The organism is Citrobacter sp. Marseille-Q3906 (assembly GCF_916618775.1).
GTDB lineage: Bacteria > Pseudomonadota > Gammaproteobacteria > Enterobacterales > Enterobacteriaceae > Citrobacter > Citrobacter murliniae.
In genome coordinates this window covers 377617-398850 of the sequence record NZ_CAKAKA010000003.1, presented here as the reverse complement: position 1 = coordinate 398850, position 21234 = coordinate 377617, and the positions used below count along the sequence as shown (strand labels likewise).

The 21234-nt window shown below is 52.4% G+C and carries 18 protein-coding genes; 8 read left to right on the top strand and 10 right to left on the bottom strand.

From position 1 onward, the window contains the following. Positions 1 to 18: 18 nt before the first annotated feature. The 6 genes from aroK to LG384_RS19155 all read right to left on the bottom strand — a co-directional run bounded on the left by aroK (position 19) and on the right by LG384_RS19155 (position 4262). On the bottom strand, positions 19 to 540 hold the full coding sequence (gene aroK / locus LG384_RS19180) for a shikimate kinase AroK (protein ID WP_003023552.1): 522 nt from the start codon (positions 538 to 540) through the stop codon (positions 19 to 21). A gap of 405 nt (positions 541 to 945) precedes the next feature. Then, entirely contained in the window at positions 946 to 2184 is a 1239-nt protein-coding gene (gene hofQ, locus LG384_RS19175; RefSeq protein ID WP_225761395.1) for a DNA uptake porin HofQ, read from the bottom strand. Beyond that, positions 2096 to 2500, bottom strand: coding sequence for a HofP DNA utilization family protein (locus LG384_RS19170; protein WP_045448425.1), 405 nt, complete (start codon positions 2498 to 2500; stop codon positions 2096 to 2098). Before LG384_RS19170 ends, hofQ begins: the two co-directional genes overlap by 89 nt. Next, on the bottom strand, positions 2490 to 2960 hold the full coding sequence (locus LG384_RS19165; protein ID WP_225761394.1) for a hypothetical protein: 471 nt from the start codon (positions 2958 to 2960) through the stop codon (positions 2490 to 2492). The genes LG384_RS19170 and LG384_RS19165 overlap by 11 nt, the downstream gene beginning before the upstream one ends. Then, complete coding sequence (locus LG384_RS19160; protein WP_225761393.1) at positions 2944 to 3483, bottom strand: PilN domain-containing protein; 540 nt, start codon at positions 3481 to 3483, stop codon at positions 2944 to 2946. The genes LG384_RS19165 and LG384_RS19160 overlap by 17 nt, the downstream gene beginning before the upstream one ends. Next, the gene (locus LG384_RS19155; protein ID WP_225761392.1) at positions 3483 to 4262 is read right to left on the bottom strand and encodes a DNA utilization protein HofM; all 780 of its coding nucleotides are present in this window, start codon (positions 4260 to 4262) and stop codon (positions 3483 to 3485) included. The genes LG384_RS19160 and LG384_RS19155 overlap by 1 nt, the downstream gene beginning before the upstream one ends. A gap of 120 nt (positions 4263 to 4382) precedes the next feature. Between LG384_RS19155 and mrcA the strand changes: the two genes are divergently transcribed. Further along, positions 4383 to 6935: a peptidoglycan glycosyltransferase/peptidoglycan DD-transpeptidase MrcA gene (gene mrcA, locus LG384_RS19150; RefSeq protein WP_045448432.1), complete on the top strand. Its 2553-nt coding sequence runs from the start codon at positions 4383 to 4385 to the stop codon at positions 6933 to 6935. Between the two features lie 90 nt (positions 6936 to 7025). Here the strand turns inward: mrcA and nudE are convergent, their stop codons facing one another. After that, a complete protein-coding gene (gene nudE / locus LG384_RS19145) occupies positions 7026 to 7586 on the bottom strand; it encodes an ADP compounds hydrolase NudE (protein ID WP_045449813.1) in 561 nt (186 codons plus the stop codon). Between the two features lie 322 nt (positions 7587 to 7908). Here nudE and igaA point away from each other — a divergent pair, with 322 nt between their 5' ends. The 4 genes from igaA to hslO all read left to right on the top strand — a co-directional run bounded on the left by igaA (position 7909) and on the right by hslO (position 12148). Then, positions 7909 to 10044 (top strand): intracellular growth attenuator protein IgaA, encoded by a 2136-nt coding sequence (igaA, locus tag LG384_RS19140; RefSeq protein WP_225761391.1) that lies wholly within the window; start codon positions 7909 to 7911, stop codon positions 10042 to 10044. Positions 10045 to 10161: 117 nt separating this feature from the next. After that, positions 10162 to 10833 carry a GMP/IMP nucleotidase gene (gene yrfG / locus LG384_RS19135; RefSeq protein ID WP_045449815.1) on the top strand — a complete coding sequence of 224 codons (672 nt, stop codon included), beginning with the start codon at positions 10162 to 10164 and terminating at the stop codon, positions 10831 to 10833. Positions 10834 to 10843: 10 nt separating this feature from the next. After that, entirely contained in the window at positions 10844 to 11245 is a 402-nt protein-coding gene (hslR, locus tag LG384_RS19130; RefSeq protein WP_225761390.1) for a ribosome-associated heat shock protein Hsp15, read from the top strand. 24 nt (positions 11246 to 11269) lie between these two features. Next, positions 11270 to 12148 (top strand): Hsp33 family molecular chaperone HslO, encoded by an 879-nt coding sequence (gene hslO / locus LG384_RS19125; RefSeq protein WP_045449817.1) that lies wholly within the window; start codon positions 11270 to 11272, stop codon positions 12146 to 12148. Between the two features lie 45 nt (positions 12149 to 12193). On the opposite strand, the gene LG384_RS19120 is transcribed toward hslO, so the two are convergent. Continuing rightward, complete coding sequence (locus tag LG384_RS19120) at positions 12194 to 13912, bottom strand: DUF4153 domain-containing protein (protein ID WP_225761389.1); 1719 nt, start codon at positions 13910 to 13912, stop codon at positions 12194 to 12196. Positions 13913 to 14291: 379 nt separating this feature from the next. Here LG384_RS19120 and pckA point away from each other — a divergent pair, with 379 nt between their 5' ends. After that, complete coding sequence (gene pckA / locus LG384_RS19115) at positions 14292 to 15914, top strand: phosphoenolpyruvate carboxykinase (ATP) (protein ID WP_045448440.1); 1623 nt, start codon at positions 14292 to 14294, stop codon at positions 15912 to 15914. An 80-nt stretch (positions 15915 to 15994) separates the two neighbouring features. Here pckA and envZ read toward each other — a convergent pair whose 3' ends face one another. Both envZ and ompR read right to left on the bottom strand, forming a co-directional pair. Beyond that, positions 15995 to 17347 (bottom strand): two-component system sensor histidine kinase EnvZ, encoded by a 1353-nt coding sequence (gene envZ, locus LG384_RS19110; protein WP_045448442.1) that lies wholly within the window; start codon positions 17345 to 17347, stop codon positions 15995 to 15997. Next, positions 17344 to 18063, bottom strand: coding sequence for a two-component system response regulator OmpR (ompR, locus tag LG384_RS19105; protein WP_001157751.1), 720 nt, complete (start codon positions 18061 to 18063; stop codon positions 17344 to 17346). The genes envZ and ompR overlap by 4 nt, the downstream gene beginning before the upstream one ends. Positions 18064 to 18291: 228 nt before the next feature. Here ompR and greB point away from each other — a divergent pair, with 228 nt between their 5' ends. Together greB and LG384_RS19095 are read left to right on the top strand one after the other, a co-directional pair. Further along, complete coding sequence (gene greB / locus LG384_RS19100; RefSeq protein WP_045448445.1) at positions 18292 to 18765, top strand: transcription elongation factor GreB; 474 nt, start codon at positions 18292 to 18294, stop codon at positions 18763 to 18765. A gap of 101 nt (positions 18766 to 18866) precedes the next feature. Next, positions 18867 to 21206 (top strand): Tex family protein, encoded by a 2340-nt coding sequence (locus LG384_RS19095; RefSeq protein WP_225761388.1) that lies wholly within the window; start codon positions 18867 to 18869, stop codon positions 21204 to 21206. The last annotated feature ends 28 nt before the right edge of the window (positions 21207 to 21234 follow it).

Genomic DNA, 21234 nt, shown 5'->3' with positions numbered 1-21234 from the left:
GAGTGTATTAAGCCAGAATCAGTTGCTTTCCAACATATGAATAATCTGGTTTGCCACGACTTTTGCGCTCTGATCATCGGTGCGAATGGTCACGTCAGCAATCTCTTCATACAAAGGATTGCGTTCATCAGCCAACGCTTCCAGAACTTCACGAGGCGGCGATTCTACCTGCAGCAGCGGGCGTTTCTTGTCGCGTTGAGTTCGCGCAAGTTGTTTTTCAATTGTCGTTTCAAGATAGACCACGACGCCACGAGCGGAAAGACGGTTACGTGTTTCACGTGATTTAACAGAGCCACCGCCAGTTGCCAGCACAATACCCTGTTTTTCCGTCAACTCGTTGATGACTTTTTCTTCGCGATCACGGAAGCCGTCTTCACCTTCTACATCGAAGACCCAGCCCACATCAGCTCCGGTTCGTTTCTCAATCTCTTGATCAGAATCGTAAAATTCCATATTGAGTTGTTGAGCTAACTGGCGCCCAATAGTGCTTTTTCCGGCACCCATAGGCCCAACCAGAAAGATATTGCGTTTCTCTGCCATTTTTTCGGTACTACTAAGACTATTCGTTAATGGTAAACCCGCTTCGCAGACACACAGCGCAGCAGGACATGAACTGAAACCTCATAAGATATTGCGAGAGTCAGACTGAAAATTATCTCAATACTCAAGCGGGTTTGGCAACTGAATAAATCACCAATCCTTGCGCATTTCTGGTTGTGGTAGATAAGCTACCCCGTAAACATCAGGCTCAGCGACGTATCGCGTAGCCAAATGAGGCCAAATAAGCCAATGACACACCACCAGAAAGGCAAGGCATGTTCACTGCTCGCATAAGTAAAGAAAAGTACCGACGCTCAAATCGGTACTCCTTGTATGCTAAATACACCCGCACGTCAAATCCCTGAAACGTGTTCAGTGCAAAAACAACGGCTTTTCCTGCATAAGTTATTCTGTCGGGACCAGTCTTGGCGTGATAAACACGACTAACTCGCGTCGCTCATCTTCTTTGCCGTCATGACGAAAAAAATAACCCAGCCAGGGGATATCGCCTAACAGCGGGACGCTGTCCTCCGCAGATTTATTTTTACGCGAAAAAATCCCACCCAGCGCGATTGTTTCTCCACTTTTTACTTCTACCTGGGTTTCAATCTCTTGCTTATCAATAGCCAGCACTTCGCCATCCGCTTGTTGTAATACCTGACCGGGAACATTCTGGCTGATATGTAGTTTAAGTCTAATCCGCCCTTGCTGCAGCACTGTTGGCGTGACTTCCATTCCCAGCACAGCCTCCTTGAACTCAACGGAGGTCGCGCCACTTTCTCCGCTGGAAACCTGGTAAGGGATCTCACTCCCCTGCTTAATACTGGCAGGTTGCAAGTGAGATGTCAGTAACCGTGGGCTGGCAATAATATCGAGCTGCTGCTTTTGCTCGAGCGCAGAAAGCTCCAGCTCAAGTAAACGCCCATTAATACGCCCAATGTTAAACCCTACACGGGTGGTCGCAGCAGGTACGGAGAGATCGCTGACAAGCGTCGTGACATCACCCACCGTCGCCGATTGTTGTGCATCAGCCAGTGACCACTTAACTCCCAGCTCGCGCAGGCTTTTCTCATTAATCGTAACAATGTGTGCCGCCAGTTCAACCTGCTCAACGGGTAAATCCATTTGCGCCACCCACTTCTCCAGAGCGAGCAGCGCAACGTTGTTATCACGCAGTAATAACCGGTTGGTTCGTTTGTCGACCGTCATGCTGCCCTTTGCACTCAGCAGCTTCTCACCGGCTTTAGCCAGCTCTGTTGCATCAGCGTAGTGCAAAATTATGTTGCGATGTTCCAGCGGTAGACTCGCCTGAATCCGTACCTGCTCACTCTCCTGACGTGCCGCATTTTCATTCTGCCAGCGAACAGAATGCACATGCAGGATGTTTCCCTCCTGACGCAGTACCAGTCCGGCGCTTTTCACCACAGTCTGGAATGCCAACTTCCACGGTACATCAGCCAGGTGCAGTGACAGTACGCCACTGACATCGGGAGAAACCACCAGATTTTTGCCTTCCTGTTCAGCAAGCGCCTGCAGCACCTGAACAACTGGACCCTCATCCACCACCAGCGTCACGTTTTGCGTTTTCCCCGCCAGCAAGGTGGGAACTATTGTCATCAGAACTGCCGCTATCCATCGCTTCATTCACCTCTCCTTGTCGTTGCCATTGCCTCCGTGACGGCTCGCAATTTTTATCCGTGTCAATGGTCATGTTTTGCGCCGTAACCTGAGAGACCGTCCAGCCACTGTTCAAAACATCGTGCTGCTCTACACGCCGCCATTTATGCTTGCCATCCAGCACCAGGCCTATCGTTCGCTCTCCCTTGATCACGGCGCCTTGATAGCGCCACGTCGATAGTTCAGAAAGCTGACAGTGATCTTCTGGCGGCTGGAAGGGATTACGCATACCGGTCAATATCAGCAAGCTGGAACACACCAACAGCCATCGTTTACCCTTCATTCAGACGCTCCAGCTGTATCGTTAATAGCAGCTCAGCATCCTCCACGCTGAGAGAGAACCGATTGACATTCATTCCCTGCTCCGCCAAACGCACGAACATTGGCGGGATCGCATCCCAGGCTGACCTCAGCGCCAGCTCGCCCCCCTGCGCGGAGGGTTGCCAGTGAATCAAACGTGTAACAGGGGTCTGGAACGCTAAAGCAGAAAAAGGAATTATCTTCTCTTCAGTTGCCGAAAGCGTTGAGTCGACCGAAGCAGCCAACTGGTACAGGTTTCGCCACTGCAATTGAATTACCGCACGTTGCTGTGTTAACGCTGTTCGTTGTGCATTTCGCGCCTGCACCGCAGGGTAAAACAGGCATAACGCGACAATAATAACCAGCGTAAAACTCCAGCCAGCCCAACAGGCGGTGCGAAAACGCGGCGATTGTGTCAACCAGCCATCACAGAGGGCTATCATGCGTAGCGCTCCGTATCAGACGATAGTGGAAATGCCAACGGCCCTGTGCATCCTGCTGTGTTTCCCCTGGGCTACCTACCTGAAGAAAGGTCTGCTGATGCAATTGATTTTCCAGCACTTTTAATGCAGAAAAGTTCAGCGTACTGCCGGTAATTTCCAGCGTATCTTGCTGCCAGGTCATTTTCGTCAACCACGCATGCTCTGGTAACAGAGCCGCCAGCCCTTCCAGAATGGGCTGCCAACTTCGCGTCTGGTCACGCAGTCTTTCTCGTTGCTGAGCTTGTTGCCATTGTTGCTGACGTAGTTGCAAACGAGGCTTTAGCGCCGCCAGGGCATCAGCCCGCATTTTTTCGGCGGTTATCAGCACAGTATCAGCCCGGTTTTCTACACGGGTAACGGCGTAATAGCTCAACGCGCAGCCGACAATCAACAGCAGTGAACCGCTAAATAAAGCCCCCCAAAACCGCAGGCAGGCATTGCGTCGTGACTGACGCCAGGGCAAAAGATTGATTGTCGGTGTCATCACTCCATTTCCCCCATAGCAAGACCCAGCGCAATGGCAAAAACGTGGCTTTCTGGAGGAATGGGCGGCTGGCGGACAGACACGACGCTTAAGGGATCGAATCCTTTGGGCGCGCACAGAGCAATGTTTTCTGTTGCCAGAGATAATGTCGCAGCAAGATCGTCAAGAACGGTAATATCACCTGCCGATTTACGTCCCCAGGCATAACGGGTCGCCCATAGCCATTGCTCATCGTCACGCCAGGCCAGACACTGTTGATGCGGTGGCAAATAGGAAATAAAGCGTTGTAGTGCGCTGGCATCAGGCGTGATGGCAGCAACCTGTACTTTCAGCGTTTGCATCAGTGTCAGGAGTGCTGAAATTTCTTTGCTTTGCGCAGCTGTCACGTTAAATGCCGGGCTTAACGTATCTTCACTATAATCAAAATTCAGCGCATCCGGCTCCATATCCAGCTCACGTGCCATAGACCCCGACAACCATGCCGTTTGTTCTGGCTCACGTAAGGTCATTGCAGGGCGTGGAAATTTTTTTTGTAGTGTCCTGTTGGCGGGAAAGGACAGATAGATATGGTGTCGGCGGGGAAGCTCACGACTCCACGGCATTAACACTGCCGCAAGCTGTTCAGGCTCGCGAATGTGACCCTCAACGATAACCTGACGTGCCAATGGCATACGCCACCAGCGTGGTAGAAACCAACCAGAGCCGTCACGAGAGACGACAACAGCCAGCACTTCATGTTGCTGAATATGCAGACCAATTTTCCAGATACTGAAAGCCATTGCTGATGATCTCCTTATCACCCGTTGCTTTAACGGGTATATCAATGCGTCTGGCTTGCCTTTATACTACCGCGCGTTTGTTTATAAACTGCCCAAATGCCACTAAATGGGAAATCTCCAGTGAAGTTCGTAAAGTATTTATTAATCCTTGCAGTATGTTGCATCCTGCTGGGAGCAGGCTCGATTTATGGCCTCTATCGCTACATTGAGCCGCAATTACCTGACGTCGCGACGTTAAAAGATGTACGTTTGCAGATCCCGATGCAGGTTTACAGCGCTGACGGCGAGCTGATCGCGCAATATGGCGAGAAACGCCGAATCCCGGTAACGCTGGATCAAATGCCGCCGGAAATGGTCAAAGCTTTTATCGCGACAGAAGACAGCCGTTTTTATGAGCATCATGGTGTTGACCCGGTCGGGATCTTCCGTGCGGCAAGCGTAGCGCTGTTCTCCGGCCATGCGTCGCAGGGGGCAAGTACCATTACCCAACAGCTGGCGAGAAACTTCTTCCTTAGCCCGGAACGCACGCTGATGCGTAAGATCAAAGAGGTGTTCCTGGCGATCCGCATTGAGCAATTGCTGAGTAAAGACGAGATCCTCGAGCTTTATCTGAACAAGATTTATCTGGGGTATCGCGCGTATGGCGTGGGTGCCGCGGCACAGGTCTATTTCGGCAAGACGGTCGACCAGCTCAGCTTAAGCGAGATAGCCGTAATTGCCGGGCTGCCAAAAGCGCCGTCAACATTCAACCCGCTCTATTCAATGGACCGAGCTACCGCGAGACGTAACGTCGTGTTGTCACGTATGTTGAGCGAGAACTACATTACCGAGGCCCAGTACGATCAGGCGCGTAGCGAAGCCATTGACGCCAACTACCACGCTCCGGAAATAGCCTTCTCTGCACCCTATTTATCAGAGATGGTACGTCAGGAGATGTATAGCCGTTATGGCGAAAAAGCCTATGAAGACGGGTATCGCATCACCACCACCATCACACGCAAAGTACAGCAAGCAGCCCAGCAGGCAGTACGCAACAACGTAATGGATTACGACATGCGCCACGGCTACCGCGGCCCGTCGAATGTGTTGTGGAAAGTGGGTGAAAGCGCCTGGGATACCAAAAAAATCACCGATTCGCTGAAAGCTCTCCCAACCTACGGACCATTACTACCGGCAGCGATCACCAGCGCTAATCCGCAGGAAGCAACCGCTACACTGGCAGACGGCACGTCGGTTGCATTGCGCATGGAAGGCATGCGCTGGGCGCGTCCATACCGTTCAGATACACAACAAGGCCCGACACCGCGTAAAGTGACAGATGTCGTCCAGACAGGTCAGCAAATCTGGGTACGCCAGGTCGGCGATGCCTGGTGGTTGGCACAAGTACCGGACGTTAACTCCGCCCTGGTCTCTATCAACCCGCAAAACGGTGCGGTACTGGCGCTGGTGGGTGGTTTTGATTTCAATCAGAGCAAATTCAACCGTGCAACTCAGGCGTTGCGTCAGGTCGGTTCGAATATCAAACCATTCCTCTATACCGCCGCGATGGATAAAGGTCTGACGCTGGCAAGTATGCTGAATGACGTGCCGATTTCTCGCTGGGATGCGGGTGCCGGTTCTGACTGGCAGCCGAAAAACTCACCGCCGCAGTACGCCGGGCCTATCCGCTTACGTCAGGGACTCGGTCAGTCGAAGAACGTCGTGATGGTTCGCGCGATGCGAGCGATGGGCGTGGACTACGCGGCAGAATATCTGCAGCGTTTCGGCTTCCCGGCACAGAACATTGTCCACACCGAATCACTGGCTCTGGGTTCCGCATCATTCACCCCAATGCAGGTGGCACGCGGCTACGCGGTTATGGCCAACGGTGGTTTCCTGGTTGACCCATGGTTTATCAGCAAGATTGAAAGCGATCAGGGCGGGGTCATCTTCGAAGCGAAGCCGAAAATTGCCTGCCCGGAGTGTGATATTCCTGTCATTTATGGTGATACCCAGAAGTCTAACGTACTGGAAAACAGTAACGTTGAGGACGTCGCCATCTCGCAGGAACAGCAGAATTCCACCGTGCCGATGCCGAAGCTTGAGCAGGCTAATCAGGCGCTGGTCGCACAAAGCGGGACACAGGAATATGCTCCTCACGTGATCAACACACCGCTGGCTTTCCTGATTAAAAGCGCGCTGAACACCAATATCTTCGGCGAGCCGGGCTGGATGGGAACCGGTTGGCGTGCGGGTCGCGATTTACAACGTCGTGATATCGGCGGTAAAACCGGGACCACCAACAGCTCTAAAGATGCCTGGTTCTCCGGCTATGGGCCTGGGGTTGTAACCTCGGTATGGATCGGTTTTGACGATCATCGCCGCAATCTCGGACACTCCACCGCCTCTGGTGCAATCAAAGATCAAATCTCTGGCTATGAAGGTGGAGCAAAGAGCGCACAGCCGGCGTGGGATGCCTACATGAAGAGTGTGTTAGAAGGCGTTCCTGAGCAGCCGCTGACGCCACCGCCTGGCATCGTGACGGTCAATATTGATCGCAGTACTGGGCAACTGGCGAGCGGCGGAAACAGTCGCGAAGAGTATTTTATTGAGGGCACGCAGCCAACTCAGCAGGCTGTGCATGAAGTGGGGACAACCATTATCGATAATGGTGAGACACACGAGTTGTTCTAATCTTTTGCCGGATGGTGCGTTGCTCATCCGGCCTATGTACAGTGGCTAAATCGTAGGCCGGATAAGCGACAGCACCACCGGACATAAAAATCAAAGTCGTCCCTGTCCTTTCAGCCATTCGCGAACCAGAAACAGTGCGCTCACATTACGCGCTTCATGAAAATCAGGATCTTCTAACAGGTCCATCAAATGTGCCAGCGGCCAGCGCACTTGTGGTAACGGTTCTGGTTCATCGCCTTCCAGCGATTCAGGATAAAGATCCTCCGCCACCACGATGTTCATCTTGCTGGAGAAATAGGAGGGTGCCATGCTGAGTTTTTTCAAAAACGTCAGGTCCTTTGCCCCAAATCCCACTTCTTCTTTCAGCTCCCGATTCGCCGCGTCAAACACGCTTTCACCGGGATCGATTAATCCCTTAGAAAACCCAAGTTCGTAGGATTCTGTCCCCACCGCATATTCGCGGATGAGAATCAGGTGGTCGTCAACAATCGGCACAATCATTACCGCTTCGCGAGTGGACGGGCGCATACGTTCATACACGCGGCGTACGCCGTTGCTGAACTCAAGGTCCACGCTTTCGATTTTAAACAACCGGGATTGTGCGACGGTTTCCACTTTCAAAATCGTGGGTTTCTGTAATGATTTGCTCATCATGAGGATCTTTGCTGTGAAATCTGGGGTCATTGTGCGATAGACCGCACGGTTTCGGCAACGTGAATTGCCGTTTATTTACATTTATGTAACGTACTAAAAGTTAATTCTCATTTCAAATTAAAAGTCAATAGGTTGAAATAACTCCAGGAATTTGCTGATATTCCGTTTTTAGTGATTTTGCTATTATTCGCATTTACTGGGCTGTTCATAAAGATGCTCAAGTTCAACTCCACGCTTGCCGATAGCCAACCACAGAATCACGAATATTGTACAAGGTGCGACTGACTACACCTGACAGACTAAGTAAGATGGGGAAAGCATGAGCACCATTCTGATTTTTTTAGCTGCTTTGCTGGCCTGCTCGTTACTTGCAGGTTGGCTACTCAGATTAAAATCCAGGCGGCAAAAATTGCCCTGGAGCAACGTATTCTCAGACGCGACAAAGCGTAAACTGACACCCGAAGAGCGTGGTGCAGTCGAAAACTATCTTGAAAACCTCAGTCAAATTCAGCAAGTTCCTGGCCCAACAGGAGCCAGTACTGCGCCTGTATCGTTAACGTTGAATTCCCAAAGTAACAGCGTCATCGTTCTGACTCATTCGATTACGCGCTATGGCATCACCACCGACGATCCTAACAAATGGCGCTACTATCTGGACTCCGTTGAGGTACACCTGCCTCCATTCTGGGAACAGTACATCAATGACGAAAATAACGTTGAGCTGATCCACACCAATACGCTGCCTTTGGTTATCTCTTTAAACGGGCACACACTGCAAGAGTATATGCAGGAGGCGCGTGGCTACGCGTTGCAACACACCGCGTCTACGCAGGCATCCATTCGCGGCGAAGAGAGTGAGCAGATTGAACTGCTGAATATTCGCCAGGAAACACACGAAGAGTATGTACTTAGCCGCCCTGCGGGGCTGCGCGAAGCGTTACTGATTGTGGCTTCGTTCCTGCTGTTCTTTTTCTGTTTAATTATGCCGGATACTTTCGTGCCGTGGATGGTCGGCGGAGCCGTGCTGCTGCTGGCCGCTGGGCTGTGGGGATTGTTTGCCCCGCCGTCTAAAACCGCGCTGCGGGAAATACATTGTCTGCGTGGAACCCCGCGCCGGTGGGGACTATTTGGTGAAAACGACCAGGAGCAAATCAATAATATCTCGCTGGGAATTATCGATTTGATTTACCCGCCTCACTGGCAGCCATACATTGCGCAGGACCTCGGGCAGCAAACGGATATCGATATTTATCTGGATCGCCACGTTGTCCGCCAGGGCCGTTTTTTATCCCTGCACGACGAAGTAAAAAACTTTCCGCTACAGCATTGGTTACGCAGCGCCGTCATCGCTGGCGGCTCGTTGCTGGTACTGCTGATGCTGCTGTTTTGGATCCCGCTGGATATGCCGATAAAATTCACCCTTTCATGGATGAAAGGCGCACAAACTATCGAAGCCACCAGCGTTAAGCAGCTTGAAAACGCAGGCGTTCGTGTTGGTGACACACTGCATCTGAGCGGTACGGGAATGTGTAATATTCATACACCAGGGAGCTGGAGCGCGCTGCCCGCCACGCCTTTTACGCCTTTCGACTGCTCGCAAATTATCTGGAACGATGCCCGCGCGCTGCCGTTGCCAGAATCCGATCTGGTGAATAAAGCCATTGCGCTAACGCAGGCCGTCAACCGTCAGCTCCATCCAAAACCAGATGATGACTCCCGCGTCAGCGCATCGCTACGTTCAGCAATCCAAAAATCCGGTATGGTACTGCTGGATGATTTTGGTGAAATTGTCTTGAAAACTGCCGATCTGTGCGCCGCCGAGGATGAATGCGTGCGCCTGAAAAATGCGCTGGTTAATTTAGGCAACAGTAAAGACTGGACTGCGCTGGTTAAGCGGGCAAACGCTGGGAAGCTGGATGGCGTAAACGTTCTGCTGCGACCGGTTAGCGCAGAGTCGCTGGATAATCTGGTGAATACGTCTACATCACCGTTTATTTCACGAGAGACCGCACGGGCGGCTCAGGCGCTGAACAGCCCTGCCCCAGGGGGATTCCTGATTATTAGTGATGAAGGCAGCGATCTGATCGATCAAGCCTGGCCATCGACCTCTCTGTACGACTACCCGCCGCAAGAACAGTGGAGCGCCTTCCAGCGCCTGGCACAGATGCTAATGCAGACTCCCTTCCGCGCTGAAGGAATTGTCACCAATATCTCTACCGACGCCAACGGCACTCAGCACATTGGCCTGCATCGAATCCCGGATCGCGCGGGCTTATGGCGTTATCTTGGCACCACGCTGTTGATGTTTAGCATGCTGGGTTGCGCCATCTACAACGGCGTTCAGGCCTTCAGACGCTACCAGCGTCACCGCTCCCGCATCGCGGAAATTCAGGGATACTACGAAAGTTGCCTGAATCCAACGCTGATTGACGACCCGGAAAGCCTGATTCGATAACACGCCCGCGCGACAGGATATGCTACCCTGTCGCGCATCTAATTTTCCTCAGGATAATTCCCAGGTGCTGATTAAAGTCAGTCTCTGGGGTCAACAAACGCAGGGGCAGCTTGAATGATGAAGTGTATTGATATTGCCTGGCAGAATGTCGACACGGTCTTGCTGGACATGGACGGCACGCTGCTCGATCTGGCGTTCGATAACTATTTCTGGCAAAAACTGGTGCCGGAAACCTATGGCGCTCAGCAAGGCATTACCCCCCGGGAAGCTCAGGAATATATTCGCCAGCAGTATCATGCCGTACAGCATACGCTAAACTGGTACTGCCTGGATTACTGGAGCGAGTGCCTGGGTCTGGATATTTGCGCCATGACGACGGAACAGGGGCCGCGTGCGGTGCTGCGTGAAGATACGGTTCCGTTTCTTGATGCCTTAAAAGCGTCCGGTAAACGACGTATTTTGCTCACCAATGCACATCCGCATAACCTGGCGGTGAAGCTGGAGCATACCGGACTGGCCTCACACCTTGATTTATTACTTTCCACCCACACATTTGGTTATCCCAAAGAGGATCAGCGGTTATGGCACGCTGTGGCTGAAGAAACGGGAATAAGTGCCGAGAAGACGCTGTTTATTGACGACAGCGAACCCATTCTCGACGCCGCTGCTCAATTCGGCATTCGTTACTGCCTCGGCGTGACCAATCCCGACTCAGGTATTGCGGAAAAACAGTATGCACGCCATCCGTCACTGAATGACTACCGCCGACTGATCCCCTCACTGATGTGAAGGAGATGCCATGAAAGAGAAGCCCTTTGTTGAAGTCAGGCTGGATAAATGGCTGTGGGCAGCACGTTTTTATAAAACACGTGCGATAGCCCGTGAAATGGTTGAAGGCGGTAAGGTGCATTACAACGGGCAGCGCAGTAAGCCGAGTAAAATTGTCGAACTGAATGCCACCCTCACCCTGCGCCAGGGAAATGACGAGCGGACGGTCATTATCAAGGCCATTACCGAACAGCGTCGCCCGGCAACTGAAGCCGTTTCGCTGTATGAAGAAACCGCGGAGAGCGTTGTAAAACGCGAAAAAATGGCGCTGGCACGTAAGCTTAACGCCCTGACTATGCCGCACCCGGACAGACGGCCGGACAAAAAAGAGCGCCGCGACCTGTTACGATTTAAACACGGCGACAGTGAATGACTGTCACCTGCAAGAGAGATGATTATGCCGCAACATGACCAATTACATCGTTATCTGTTTGAAAACTTTGCCGTGCGCGGCGAGCTGGTAACCGTTTCGGAAACCCTGCAACAGATCCTCGAAAACCATACTTACCCGCAGCCGGTCAAAACCGTGCTGGCCGAGCTGCTGGTTGCTACCAGCCTGCTGACCGCTACACTGAAATTTGCCGGTGATATCACCGTGCAGTTGCAAGGCGATGGCCCGCTCAGCCTGGCGGTAATTAATGGCAACAACAATCAGCAAATGCGCGGAGTCGCTCGCATACAGGGCGATATCCCTGAAAATGCCGACCTGAAAACTCTGGTCGGCAACGGCTATCTGGTGATCACCATTACCCCGGAAGAAGGCGAGCGCTATCAGGGCGTGGTCGGTCTGGAAGGAGATACTCTGGCGGCCTGTCTGGAAGACTACTTCCTGCGTTCAGAACAGCTGCCAACGCGTCTCTTTATCCGTACTGGCGACGTCGATGGCAAACCAGCAGCTGGCGGTATGCTGCTGCAGGTGATGCCAGCACAAAATGCGCAGGCGGATGATTTTGATCACCTTGCTGCGCTGACAGAAACCATTAAAGCTGAAGAACTGCTAACGCTGCCTGCCAACGAAGTACTGTGGCGTTTGTACCACGAAGAAGAAGTGACGCTTTACGATCCGCAGGATGTTGAGTTCAAATGTACCTGTTCACGCGAACGTTGTGCTGGCGCACTGAAAACGCTGCCGGACGAAGAAGTGGACAGCATTCTGGCAGAAGAAGGTGAAATCGATATGCACTGCGATTACTGCGGTAGCCACTATCTGTTTAACGCTATGGATATTGCTGAGATCCGTAGTAACGCGTCCCCTGCTGACCCGCAGGTGCATTAAGTTCTTAGCCCGGCGGGCTGTTCATCCTGCCGGGCTAACGCTCGCTTACTCAGCGTAATAATTCATTTTTAGCCGTTCGCCATTAATGGTGATATCCCGCCAGACTCTGGGGGCTGAATCCAGTTTATGATTCACCAGCGCCTGCAGAAGTTGGTCCTTATTGAATCCCTCCGGTAACTGAGCAACGGCGACCAGATCCCATTGTTCCCCTTTCATACCAATGACCAGACTTTCTCCCTCAGCAAATGCATACAGCACCTGTTCAGGCTTGCCATCAGCGTTGAGATCCTGATCAACGAGCACACATGCGTCCTGTTCAAAACAGGAGCTAATACGGTAGCTCTGCCCTTTGACAAACACCCAGAACGCCTCGTCTGGCTTCTTGCTGCCCGGCGCGATCATCACCTTTGGAGCTAGCTGTGTCGCGGTCAGAGTCTTAATCGGATCGCGCTCTCCCTGTAGAAGTGAGTTTAAGTCACGCCTGCGCTTACTATCCTTGTTGAACGCCTCATCATTGCGTAATGCCTCCAACGCTGCCCGTCCCGGTTTTCCGCTACGATCCAGCATATACAGACTGACCTGATCCGGCGTATTTTTACCACTGTAGTAGCGTGCCATATGACTGTTGACGCTAATGCGCCATGCGTCGAGTACGGGCGACGTCAACAGAATCAACAGCCCCAGGGCCAGTAATGAAACACCAAGGATAACCTTTCCCTGAATTTCAAGTGGGTTACGGCCACGACATAATATGCTCGCCAGATAGCCAAGCGACCAGGTCAGCAGCACAACGACAACCAGCACACCATGCAAGCGCTCAGACGTCCAGCCATATTGGTGAATGCGCACCCATAGTGCCCAACCGGCAATCAGCATATAAATGGGGGCGACAACGAGTGAGGATTTGATCAGATAGCGTAACGCGCCAGGATAGGGTAACGCCTCTTTTTGCGGCTCGCGCACAATGGCCATCAACAGCAGGAGGATCAGCGTCAACGTGGACATCAAGCCAGCCGCCGACACCCGCTGTGAAATCGCCTCCAGCCCGGTGAAAGGCACGGTCAGCATAAACATCAGCGCTAACAGCGCAACCAGCGGTAAAAGACCCGTAGCGATAAATGTCAGTAACTTTTGAACGGCAGCCACCAAACGCGACTGCGTACGCGCCAGAACTACCGCCAGTGCGGTAATCAAGCTAAATGCCACATAACCGAACCAATCGGTCTCAAAGAAAAGCGTCTTAAAGAAGGTAATATCGACGAGCTTAAACATCTCACTCCACAGCAGGAGCACCAGCCAGAACAAGCCGTTAGTGACAAAGACAATCAGCAGCGTCAGCGTGTTAAGCCAAAAGCAGGTATAAAACTGAGAATAGCGAGACTGATCGGTACGCGCGTGGAGTTGGTATTGAATCCAGGGCAGTGCCAGCATTGCCATGAGAAGTAAGCGCCAGCCGTAAACGAAAAAAACGTCTTCCTGTCTCCACCGATTACTGCCCCCGACGTTCCATTTCAGCCAAACGCTCATCGCCAGCACAACAACGAAGATCAGTGCCATCCAGCACCACAGCGCACGCTGCCTGAAAGAAACAACAGTAAGCAGAAGTGCCGAAGTCAGCGCAACCGTTACGGGCATCCCATAGAACAGCCAGTCGCTGTTATGAGGTATGAGGTATGTCATCAGCAGATAACACAACACGCCTTGCAGCAGGCCGACTAACATCATGCCCCAACGAGTCGTAGGTGAAAGTTCAACACTATCCATATCGTTATCCTGACTGGAGAGAAAGGCTAATTATCGCATCATCTTCACAATTCGTTGCACCAACATGCCGCTTTCAGTCCACAACTGCGCGAAGTGAATCGATATTTCTCATGTTTTAGTTACGTTATTTTCTTACATGAATGCGATTACACTCACAACATTCCCGCCAAATACACTCTCCATTAACGTTTTAAGAACATTTTCCACAACAAAAAAGGGTTTCCTGCCATAATATCCGCCTCTTTGTGACAGGAGTCGCAGCGTATTCGGTCGCCCGTGATTTTGCCCGGATACGTAAATCTATGAGCCTTGTCGCGGTTAGCAACCCCTAAAAAACCTTACTATTCCAGGTAATACATATTGGCTAAGGAGCAGTGAAATGCGTGTGAACACCAGTTTAACCCCGCAAGATCTCAAGGCTTATGGTATCAATGACGTTCAGGATATCGTTTACAATCCAAGCTACGACCTGTTGTACCAGGAAGAACTTGATCCAAACCTGGAAGGTTACGAGCGTGGCGTATTAACTAACCTGGGCGCCGTTGCAGTTGATACCGGTATCTTTACCGGGCGTTCGCCGAAGGATAAGTACATTGTCCGCGACGACACCACGCGTGACACGCTGTGGTGGTCCGACAAAGGTAAAGGCAAGAACGACAACAAACCGCTCTCCCAGGAAACCTGGCAGCATCTGAAAGGGTTAGTCACCCAACAACTTTCTGGCAAGCGCCTGTTTATCGTTGATGCGTTCTGCGGTGCCAACGCAGATACCCGTCTTTCCGTGCGCTTCATTACCGAAGTCGCCTGGCAGGCGCATTTTGTCAAAAATATGTTCATCCGTCCGAGCGATGAGGAACTGGTTGATTTTAAACCTGATTTTATCGTAATGAACGGCGCAAAATGCACCAACCCACAATGGAAAGAGCAGGGTCTGAACTCTGAAAACTTCGTTGCATTCAACCTGACTGAACGCATTCAGTTGATCGGTGGCACCTGGTACGGCGGCGAGATGAAGAAAGGTATGTTCTCCGTCATGAACTACCTGCTGCCGCTGAAGGGTATTGCATCCATGCACTGCTCTGCGAACGTAGGCGAAAAAGGTGATGTGGCGGTCTTCTTTGGCCTCTCAGGTACCGGGAAAACCACCCTGTCCACCGACCCGAAACGCCGCCTGATTGGCGACGATGAGCACGGTTGGGATGACGATGGTGTATTTAACTTTGAAGGCGGCTGCTACGCGAAGACTATCAAGCTGTCTAAAGATGCCGAGCCGGAAATCTACAATGCAATCCGCCGTGATGCGCTGCTGGAAAACGTCACCGTTCGTGAAGACGGTTCTATCGATTTCGACGACGGTTCTAAAACCGAGAATACCCGTGTTTCCTACCCGATTTATCACATCGACAATATCGTTAAGCCGGTGTCAAAAGCGGGCCATGCCACCAAGGTAATCTTCCTGACCGCCGATGCGTTTGGTGTTCTGCCGCCAGTCTCTCGCCTGACAGCAGATCAAACTCAGTACCACTTCCTCTCAGGCTTTACCGCTAAACTGGCCGGTACCGAGCGTGGTGTGACTGAACCGACCCCAACCTTCTCTGCCTGCTTCGGTGCGGCATTCCTGTCACTGCACCCAACCCAGTATGCAGAAGTTCTGGTGAAACGTATGCAGGCCGCAGGCGCACAGGCTTATCTGGTGAATACCGGCTGGAACGGCACCGGCAAGCGTATCTCAATTAAAGATACTCGCGCCATTATCGACGCCATTCTGAACGGTTCGCTGGATGATGCAGAAACGTTCAGTCTGCCGATGTTTGACCTGGCGATCCCAACGGAACTGCCGGGCGTGGATACGCGTATTCTCGATCCGCGTAATACCTACGCATCACCAGAGCAATGGCAGGAAAAAGCCAATGCATTGGCGAAACTGTTTATCGAGAACTTTGAGAAGTACACCGATACACCAGCTGGTGCAGCATTGGTTAGCGCAGGTCCGAAACTGTAAATTGACGTGCCGGAAGGTGGGTATCCTTCCGGTCAACAGAAATGACCGAGACAAAAAGGGAGGCATCGCGCCTCCCTTTTTTATACGTCTTTAGTTGCACCCTGTACGCGGGTGAAAGGAACCGGAAGCCAGGCGCGAATCGACAATCCCCCGCGCTCACTGGTACCAATTTCCAGCATACCGTTATGGTTATCAATAATACGCTGTACGATAGCCAGACCCAGACCGGTACCACTGGTGCTACGCGCGCTGTCGCCGCGGACAAACGGCTGGAACAGATGTTTGCGTTGCTCCGGCTTGATACCCGGACCATCATCTTCCACCTGGAACCAGGCGCGATGTGGCTCCGTTCCGCTGCTGACCTTAATCCAGCCATTACCATAGCGGGCTGCGTTAACCACCATATTGGCGACCGCACGTTTAATCGACAGTGGATGCATCTTCACCTGAATAACGCCAGGCTGCAGTGCGGTGTCAATTTCACGCTCATAACCACTTTCCGCCGCAACCACTTCCCCCAGCACGGAGTTCAGATCCGCCATCTCCATTGGCATCTCCTGACCCGTCCGCAGGTAATCGATGAACTGCTCGATAATGGCGTTACACTCTTCAATATCCTTATTGATGGACTCCGCAAGATAACCATCTTCTTCGCCCATCATTTCCGTCGCCAGACGAATACGCGTCAGCGGCGTACGCAGATCGTGGCTGACTCCCGCCATCAGCAGGGTTCGGTCATCGGCGAGTTGCTTAACGCCCGCCGCCATATGGTTGAAAGCACGGGTAACAGAACGCACCTCTGAAGCGCCATACTCTCGCAGCGGCGGTGGGATAATACCTTTCCCCACCTGCAATGCCGCATGCTCAAGATCTACCAGCGGTCGGTTCTGGATACGAATAAACAGCCACGCCCCCCCGATAGCCAGCAGCATAATCGCCAACGTATAGCGGAACAGCGGTGAGAAATCGCCTTGATGGATTTCCGTCAGTGGTACGCGCACCCAGATATTAGGCGACAGCCAGGTTTTCAGCCAGACAACAGGCGAGCTTTTGTTGACCTCAACGCGAACTTCCGTCGGGCCACCGAGCTGTTGCGCCATCTGATGGCTTAAGAATTCATAGTGTTGCGCCCAACGCAGTCCAGCTTCTTCAGCGGCTTCGTTGGAATAGAGGGAAATTCCCAGCTCACGGTAAATTTCCCGGCGGAATGCGGGAGGCACAACCAGCTGTGTACCGTCCTCCAGTTGCAGTTTATCGGTCATCAGCATACGAACTTCGTAGGCCAGGACCTTATTAAACTGCTGGAGGCTCGGCAGGATCGCGAAGTTCAGCACCACCAGATAAGTCGTCACCAGGCTTGCAAAAAGCAAGGTGACGATGAGCAATAATGTGCGAGCAAACGAACTTCGTGGCGAGAAGCGCATTCGCCTCATGCTTTAGAACCGTCCGGGACAAAGACGTAGCCCAGACCCCATACGGTCTGAATGTAACGCGGATGTGCTGGATCCTCTTCCACCATGCGACGCAGACGAGAAATCTGCACGTCAATGGAACGTTCCATCGCGGAATACTCGCGACCACGGGCAAGATTCATCAGCTTATCGCGAGACAGCGGTTCACGCGGGTGACTGACCAGCGCTTTCAGCACCGCAAATTCACCGCTGGTCAGCGGCATAGGCTCATCTTCGCGGAACATTTCGCGAGTACCGAGGTTCAGTTTGAACTTACCGAAAGCAATTACCGCTTCTTCCTGAGAAGGCGCGCCCGGTAGCTCATTCGCCTGACGACGCAGCACAGCGCGAATACGCGCCAGCAGTTCACGCGGGTTAAACGGTTTAGGGATGTAGTCGTCAGCACCGATTTCCAGCCCGACGATACGGTCAACTTCTTCGCCCTTCGCCGTCACCATAATGATGGGCATCGGGTTACTCTGACTGCGCAGGCGGCGGCAAATTGACAGGCCATCTTCACCAGGAAGCATTAGATCCAGTACCATAAGGTGGAAGGATTCACGGGTTAGCAGACGATCCATCTGCTCAGCGTTTGCGACGCTTCGAACCTGGAAGCCCTGCTCAGTCAGATAACGCTCCAGCAGCGCACGCAGGCGCATGTCGTCATCGACCACCAGAATCTTATAGTTCTCTTGCATTGTTTTATACTCCCAAAGGTTCGCAACAATTGTAAGTGTGTATTCTTAAGAAAGCTTACGAGAGTAACCAGTGAATTCTGGTATGAATTCCAGGCTAAATTGTTACAAAGCATATTAAACAGCAGCTTAAGTATACAATGTTTCTCGCAATACATTATTTATTCTGTTGATATGCTCACGTAATACTAATTGTGCGCATCATCACAGAGTCGAAGGTAAAACAATAAGATGAAAACGCCCCTGATAACCCGTGAAGGGTATGAAAAACTCAAACAAGAGCTGAATTATCTCTGGCGTGAAGAGCGCCCGGAAGTCACCAAAAAAGTCACCTGGGCCGCAAGTCTGGGCGACCGCAGCGAAAATGCTGACTACCAGTATAATAAAAAGCGCCTGCGAGAGATCGACAGGCGTGTCCGTTATTTGACGAAGTGCATGGAGAATCTGAAAATAGTCGATTACTCCCCACAGCAGGAGGGCAAAGTATTCTTTGGCGCGTGGGTTGAGATTGAAAATGATGATGGCGATACCCGCAAATTCCGCATTGTCGGATACGATGAAATTTTTGGTCGTAAGGATTACATCTCTATCGACTCACCGATGGCGCGAGCACTGCTGAAAAAAGAGGTGGGCGATCTCGCGGTGGTGAACACACCTGCCGGGGAAGCCAGCTGGTACGTTAACGAGATTGAATACGTTAAATAAGCCTGGAACATTCCGAGAGAATCGGGTCTCGGCTGGCATTTTGGCGTGTCAGTCCGTATAACTATCCCCTGATTTTTGATCCTAAAGATGAAACTAAATCCATGATGAATGATTCGTTCTGCCGCATTATCGCGGGTGAAATTCAGGCTCGCGCCGAACAGGTAGAAGCTGCCGTTCGCCTGCTTGACGAAGGGAACACCGTGCCGTTTATCGCACGTTATCGTAAGGAAATCACCGGCGGTCTGGATGACACGCAGTTGCGTAACCTGGAAAGCCGTCTGGGTTATTTACGTGAACTGGAAGACCGCCGTCAGGCCATTCTCAAATCTATCAGCGAGCAAGGCAAACTGACCGACGACCTGGCGAAAGCGATCAACGGCACGTTAAGTAAGACCGAACTCGAAGACCTCTATCTGCCGTACAAACCAAAACGCCGCACCCGCGGACAAATCGCCATTGAAGCCGGCCTTGAGCCGTTGGCTGATCTGCTGTGGAACGAACCTTCCCACAATCCAGAAACCACAGCGGCACAATACATCAACGCCGACAACGGCGTAGCGGATACTAAAGCCGCACTCGACGGCGCACGTTACATCCTGATGGAACGTTTTGCTGAAGACGCTGCACTGCTGGCAAAAGTGCGTGATTACCTGTGGAAGAATGCGCATCTGGTTTCCACCGTAGTGAGCGGTAAAGAAGAGGAAGGCGCAAAATTCCGTGATTACTTCGATCACCATGAACCGATTTCCAGCGTCCCTTCTCACCGCGCACTGGCAATGTTCCGTGGCCGTAACGAAGGCGTGCTACAGCTTTCATTGAATGCCGATCCGCAATTCGATGAGCCGCCAAAAGAGAGTCACGGTGAGCAGATAATTCAGGATCACCTTGGCCTGCGACTGAACAACGCACCAGCAGACAGCTGGCGAAAAGGCGTCGTCAGTTGGACATGGCGCATCAAAGTGCTGATGCATCTTGAGACTGAACTTATGGGGACCGTGCGCGAGCGTGCGGAAGATGAGGCGATTAACGTCTTTGCCCGAAACCTGCACGATCTGTTGATGGCTGCTCCGGCAGGCCTGCGCGCTACGATGGGTCTCGATCCCGGCCTGCGCACCGGCGTTAAGGTTGCGGTCGTCGACGGCACCGGCAAACTGGTTGCTACCGACACCATTTATCCACATACCGGTCAGGCAGCCAAAGCCGCCGTTGCCGTTGCTGCGCTGTGTGAAAAATACAACGTTGAACTGGTAGCGATTGGTAACGGCACCGCGTCCCGCGAAACCGAACGCTTCTTCCTGGATGTGCAAAAACAGTTCCCGAAAGTCACCGCGCAAAAAGTGATCGTCAGCGAAGCCGGGGCATCGGTCTACTCCGCTTCCGAACTGGCCGCACAGGAGTTTCCTGATCTCGACGTCTCACTGCGCGGTGCGGTCTCTATCGCCCGTCGTCTGCAGGATCCACTGGCTGAATTGGTGAAAATTGATCCGAAATCGATCGGTGTCGGTCAGTATCAACACGACGTTAGCCAGACACAGCTTGCCCGTAAGCTGGATGCGGTGGTGGAAGACTGCGTAAACGCCGTCGGCGTAGACCTGAACACCGCCTCCGTCCCGCTGTTAACGCGTGTCGCGGGCCTGACCCGGATGATGGCGCAAAATATTGTTGCCTGGCGTGATGAGAACGGTCAGTTCCAGAATCGTCAGCAGCTACTAAAAGTCAGCCGACTGGGGCCAAAAGCGTTTGAACAGTGTGCGGGCTTTCTGCGCATCAACCACGGCGATAACCCGCTGGATGCCTCGACCGTGCACCCGGAAGCCTATCCGATCGTAGAACGTATTCTGGCTGCGACCGAGCAGTCACTGCGTGACCTGATGGGCAACAGCAATGAACTGCGTAACCTGAAGGCATCTGACTTTACCGACGAACGTTTCGGGGTGCCGACCGTCACCGACATCATCAAAGAGCTGGAAAAACCGGGCCGAGATCCGCGTCCGGAGTTCAAAACCGCACAGTTTGCTGATGGCGTGGAAACCATGAATGACCTGCTGCCAGGAATGATTCTGGAAGGCGCAGTCACCAACGTCACTAACTTCGGTGCATTTGTTGATATTGGCGTTCACCAGGACGGTCTGGTACATATCTCCTCTCTGTCGAATAAGTTCGTCGAAGATCCACACACCGTGGTGAAAGCGGGAGACATTGTGAAGGTGAAAGTGCTGGAAGTGGATCTACCACGCAAGCGTATCGCCCTGACCATGCGTCTGGACGAACAGCCAGGTGAAACCAACGCCCGTCGCGGCGGCGGTAGCAATGATCGCGCTCAGGGCAATCGCCCGGCAGCGGCAGCTAAAGCGGCAAAACCGCGCGGGCGTGATACACAGCCTGCCGGCAACAGCGCCATGATGGATGCACTGGCGGCGGCGATGGGTAAGAAACGCTGACAGAATGCCGGGGGGCACTTGTGCTCCC

Excerpts from the sequence above, each read along its gene's own strand:
- aroK (WP_003023552.1), bottom strand. The coding sequence starts at position 540 with ATGGCAGAGAAACGCAATATCTTTCTGGTTGGGCCTATGGGTGCCGGA.
- hofQ (WP_225761395.1), bottom strand. The coding sequence starts at position 2,184 with ATGAAGCGATGGATAGCGGCAGTTCTGATGACAATAGTTCCCACCTTG.
- LG384_RS19170 (WP_045448425.1), bottom strand. The coding sequence starts at position 2,500 with ATGAAGGGTAAACGATGGCTGTTGGTGTGTTCCAGCTTGCTGATATTG.
- LG384_RS19165 (WP_225761394.1), bottom strand. The coding sequence starts at position 2,960 with ATGATAGCCCTCTGTGATGGCTGGTTGACACAATCGCCGCGTTTTCGC.
- LG384_RS19160 (WP_225761393.1), bottom strand. The coding sequence starts at position 3,483 with ATGACACCGACAATCAATCTTTTGCCCTGGCGTCAGTCACGACGCAAT.
- LG384_RS19155 (WP_225761392.1), bottom strand. The coding sequence starts at position 4,262 with ATGGCTTTCAGTATCTGGAAAATTGGTCTGCATATTCAGCAACATGAA.
- nudE (WP_045449813.1), bottom strand. The coding sequence starts at position 7,586 with ATGAGCAAATCATTACAGAAACCCACGATTTTGAAAGTGGAAACCGTC.
- igaA (WP_225761391.1), top strand. The coding sequence starts at position 7,909 with ATGAGCACCATTCTGATTTTTTTAGCTGCTTTGCTGGCCTGCTCGTTA.
- yrfG (WP_045449815.1), top strand. The coding sequence starts at position 10,162 with ATGAAGTGTATTGATATTGCCTGGCAGAATGTCGACACGGTCTTGCTG.
- hslR (WP_225761390.1), top strand. The coding sequence starts at position 10,844 with ATGAAAGAGAAGCCCTTTGTTGAAGTCAGGCTGGATAAATGGCTGTGG.
- hslO (WP_045449817.1), top strand. The coding sequence starts at position 11,270 with ATGCCGCAACATGACCAATTACATCGTTATCTGTTTGAAAACTTTGCC.
- LG384_RS19120 (WP_225761389.1), bottom strand. The coding sequence starts at position 13,912 with ATGGATAGTGTTGAACTTTCACCTACGACTCGTTGGGGCATGATGTTA.
- pckA (WP_045448440.1), top strand. The coding sequence starts at position 14,292 with ATGCGTGTGAACACCAGTTTAACCCCGCAAGATCTCAAGGCTTATGGT.
- envZ (WP_045448442.1), bottom strand. The coding sequence starts at position 17,347 with ATGAGGCGAATGCGCTTCTCGCCACGAAGTTCGTTTGCTCGCACATTA.
- ompR (WP_001157751.1), bottom strand. The coding sequence starts at position 18,063 with ATGCAAGAGAACTATAAGATTCTGGTGGTCGATGACGACATGCGCCTG.
- greB (WP_045448445.1), top strand. The coding sequence starts at position 18,292 with ATGAAAACGCCCCTGATAACCCGTGAAGGGTATGAAAAACTCAAACAA.
- LG384_RS19095 (WP_225761388.1), top strand. The coding sequence starts at position 18,867 with ATGATGAATGATTCGTTCTGCCGCATTATCGCGGGTGAAATTCAGGCT.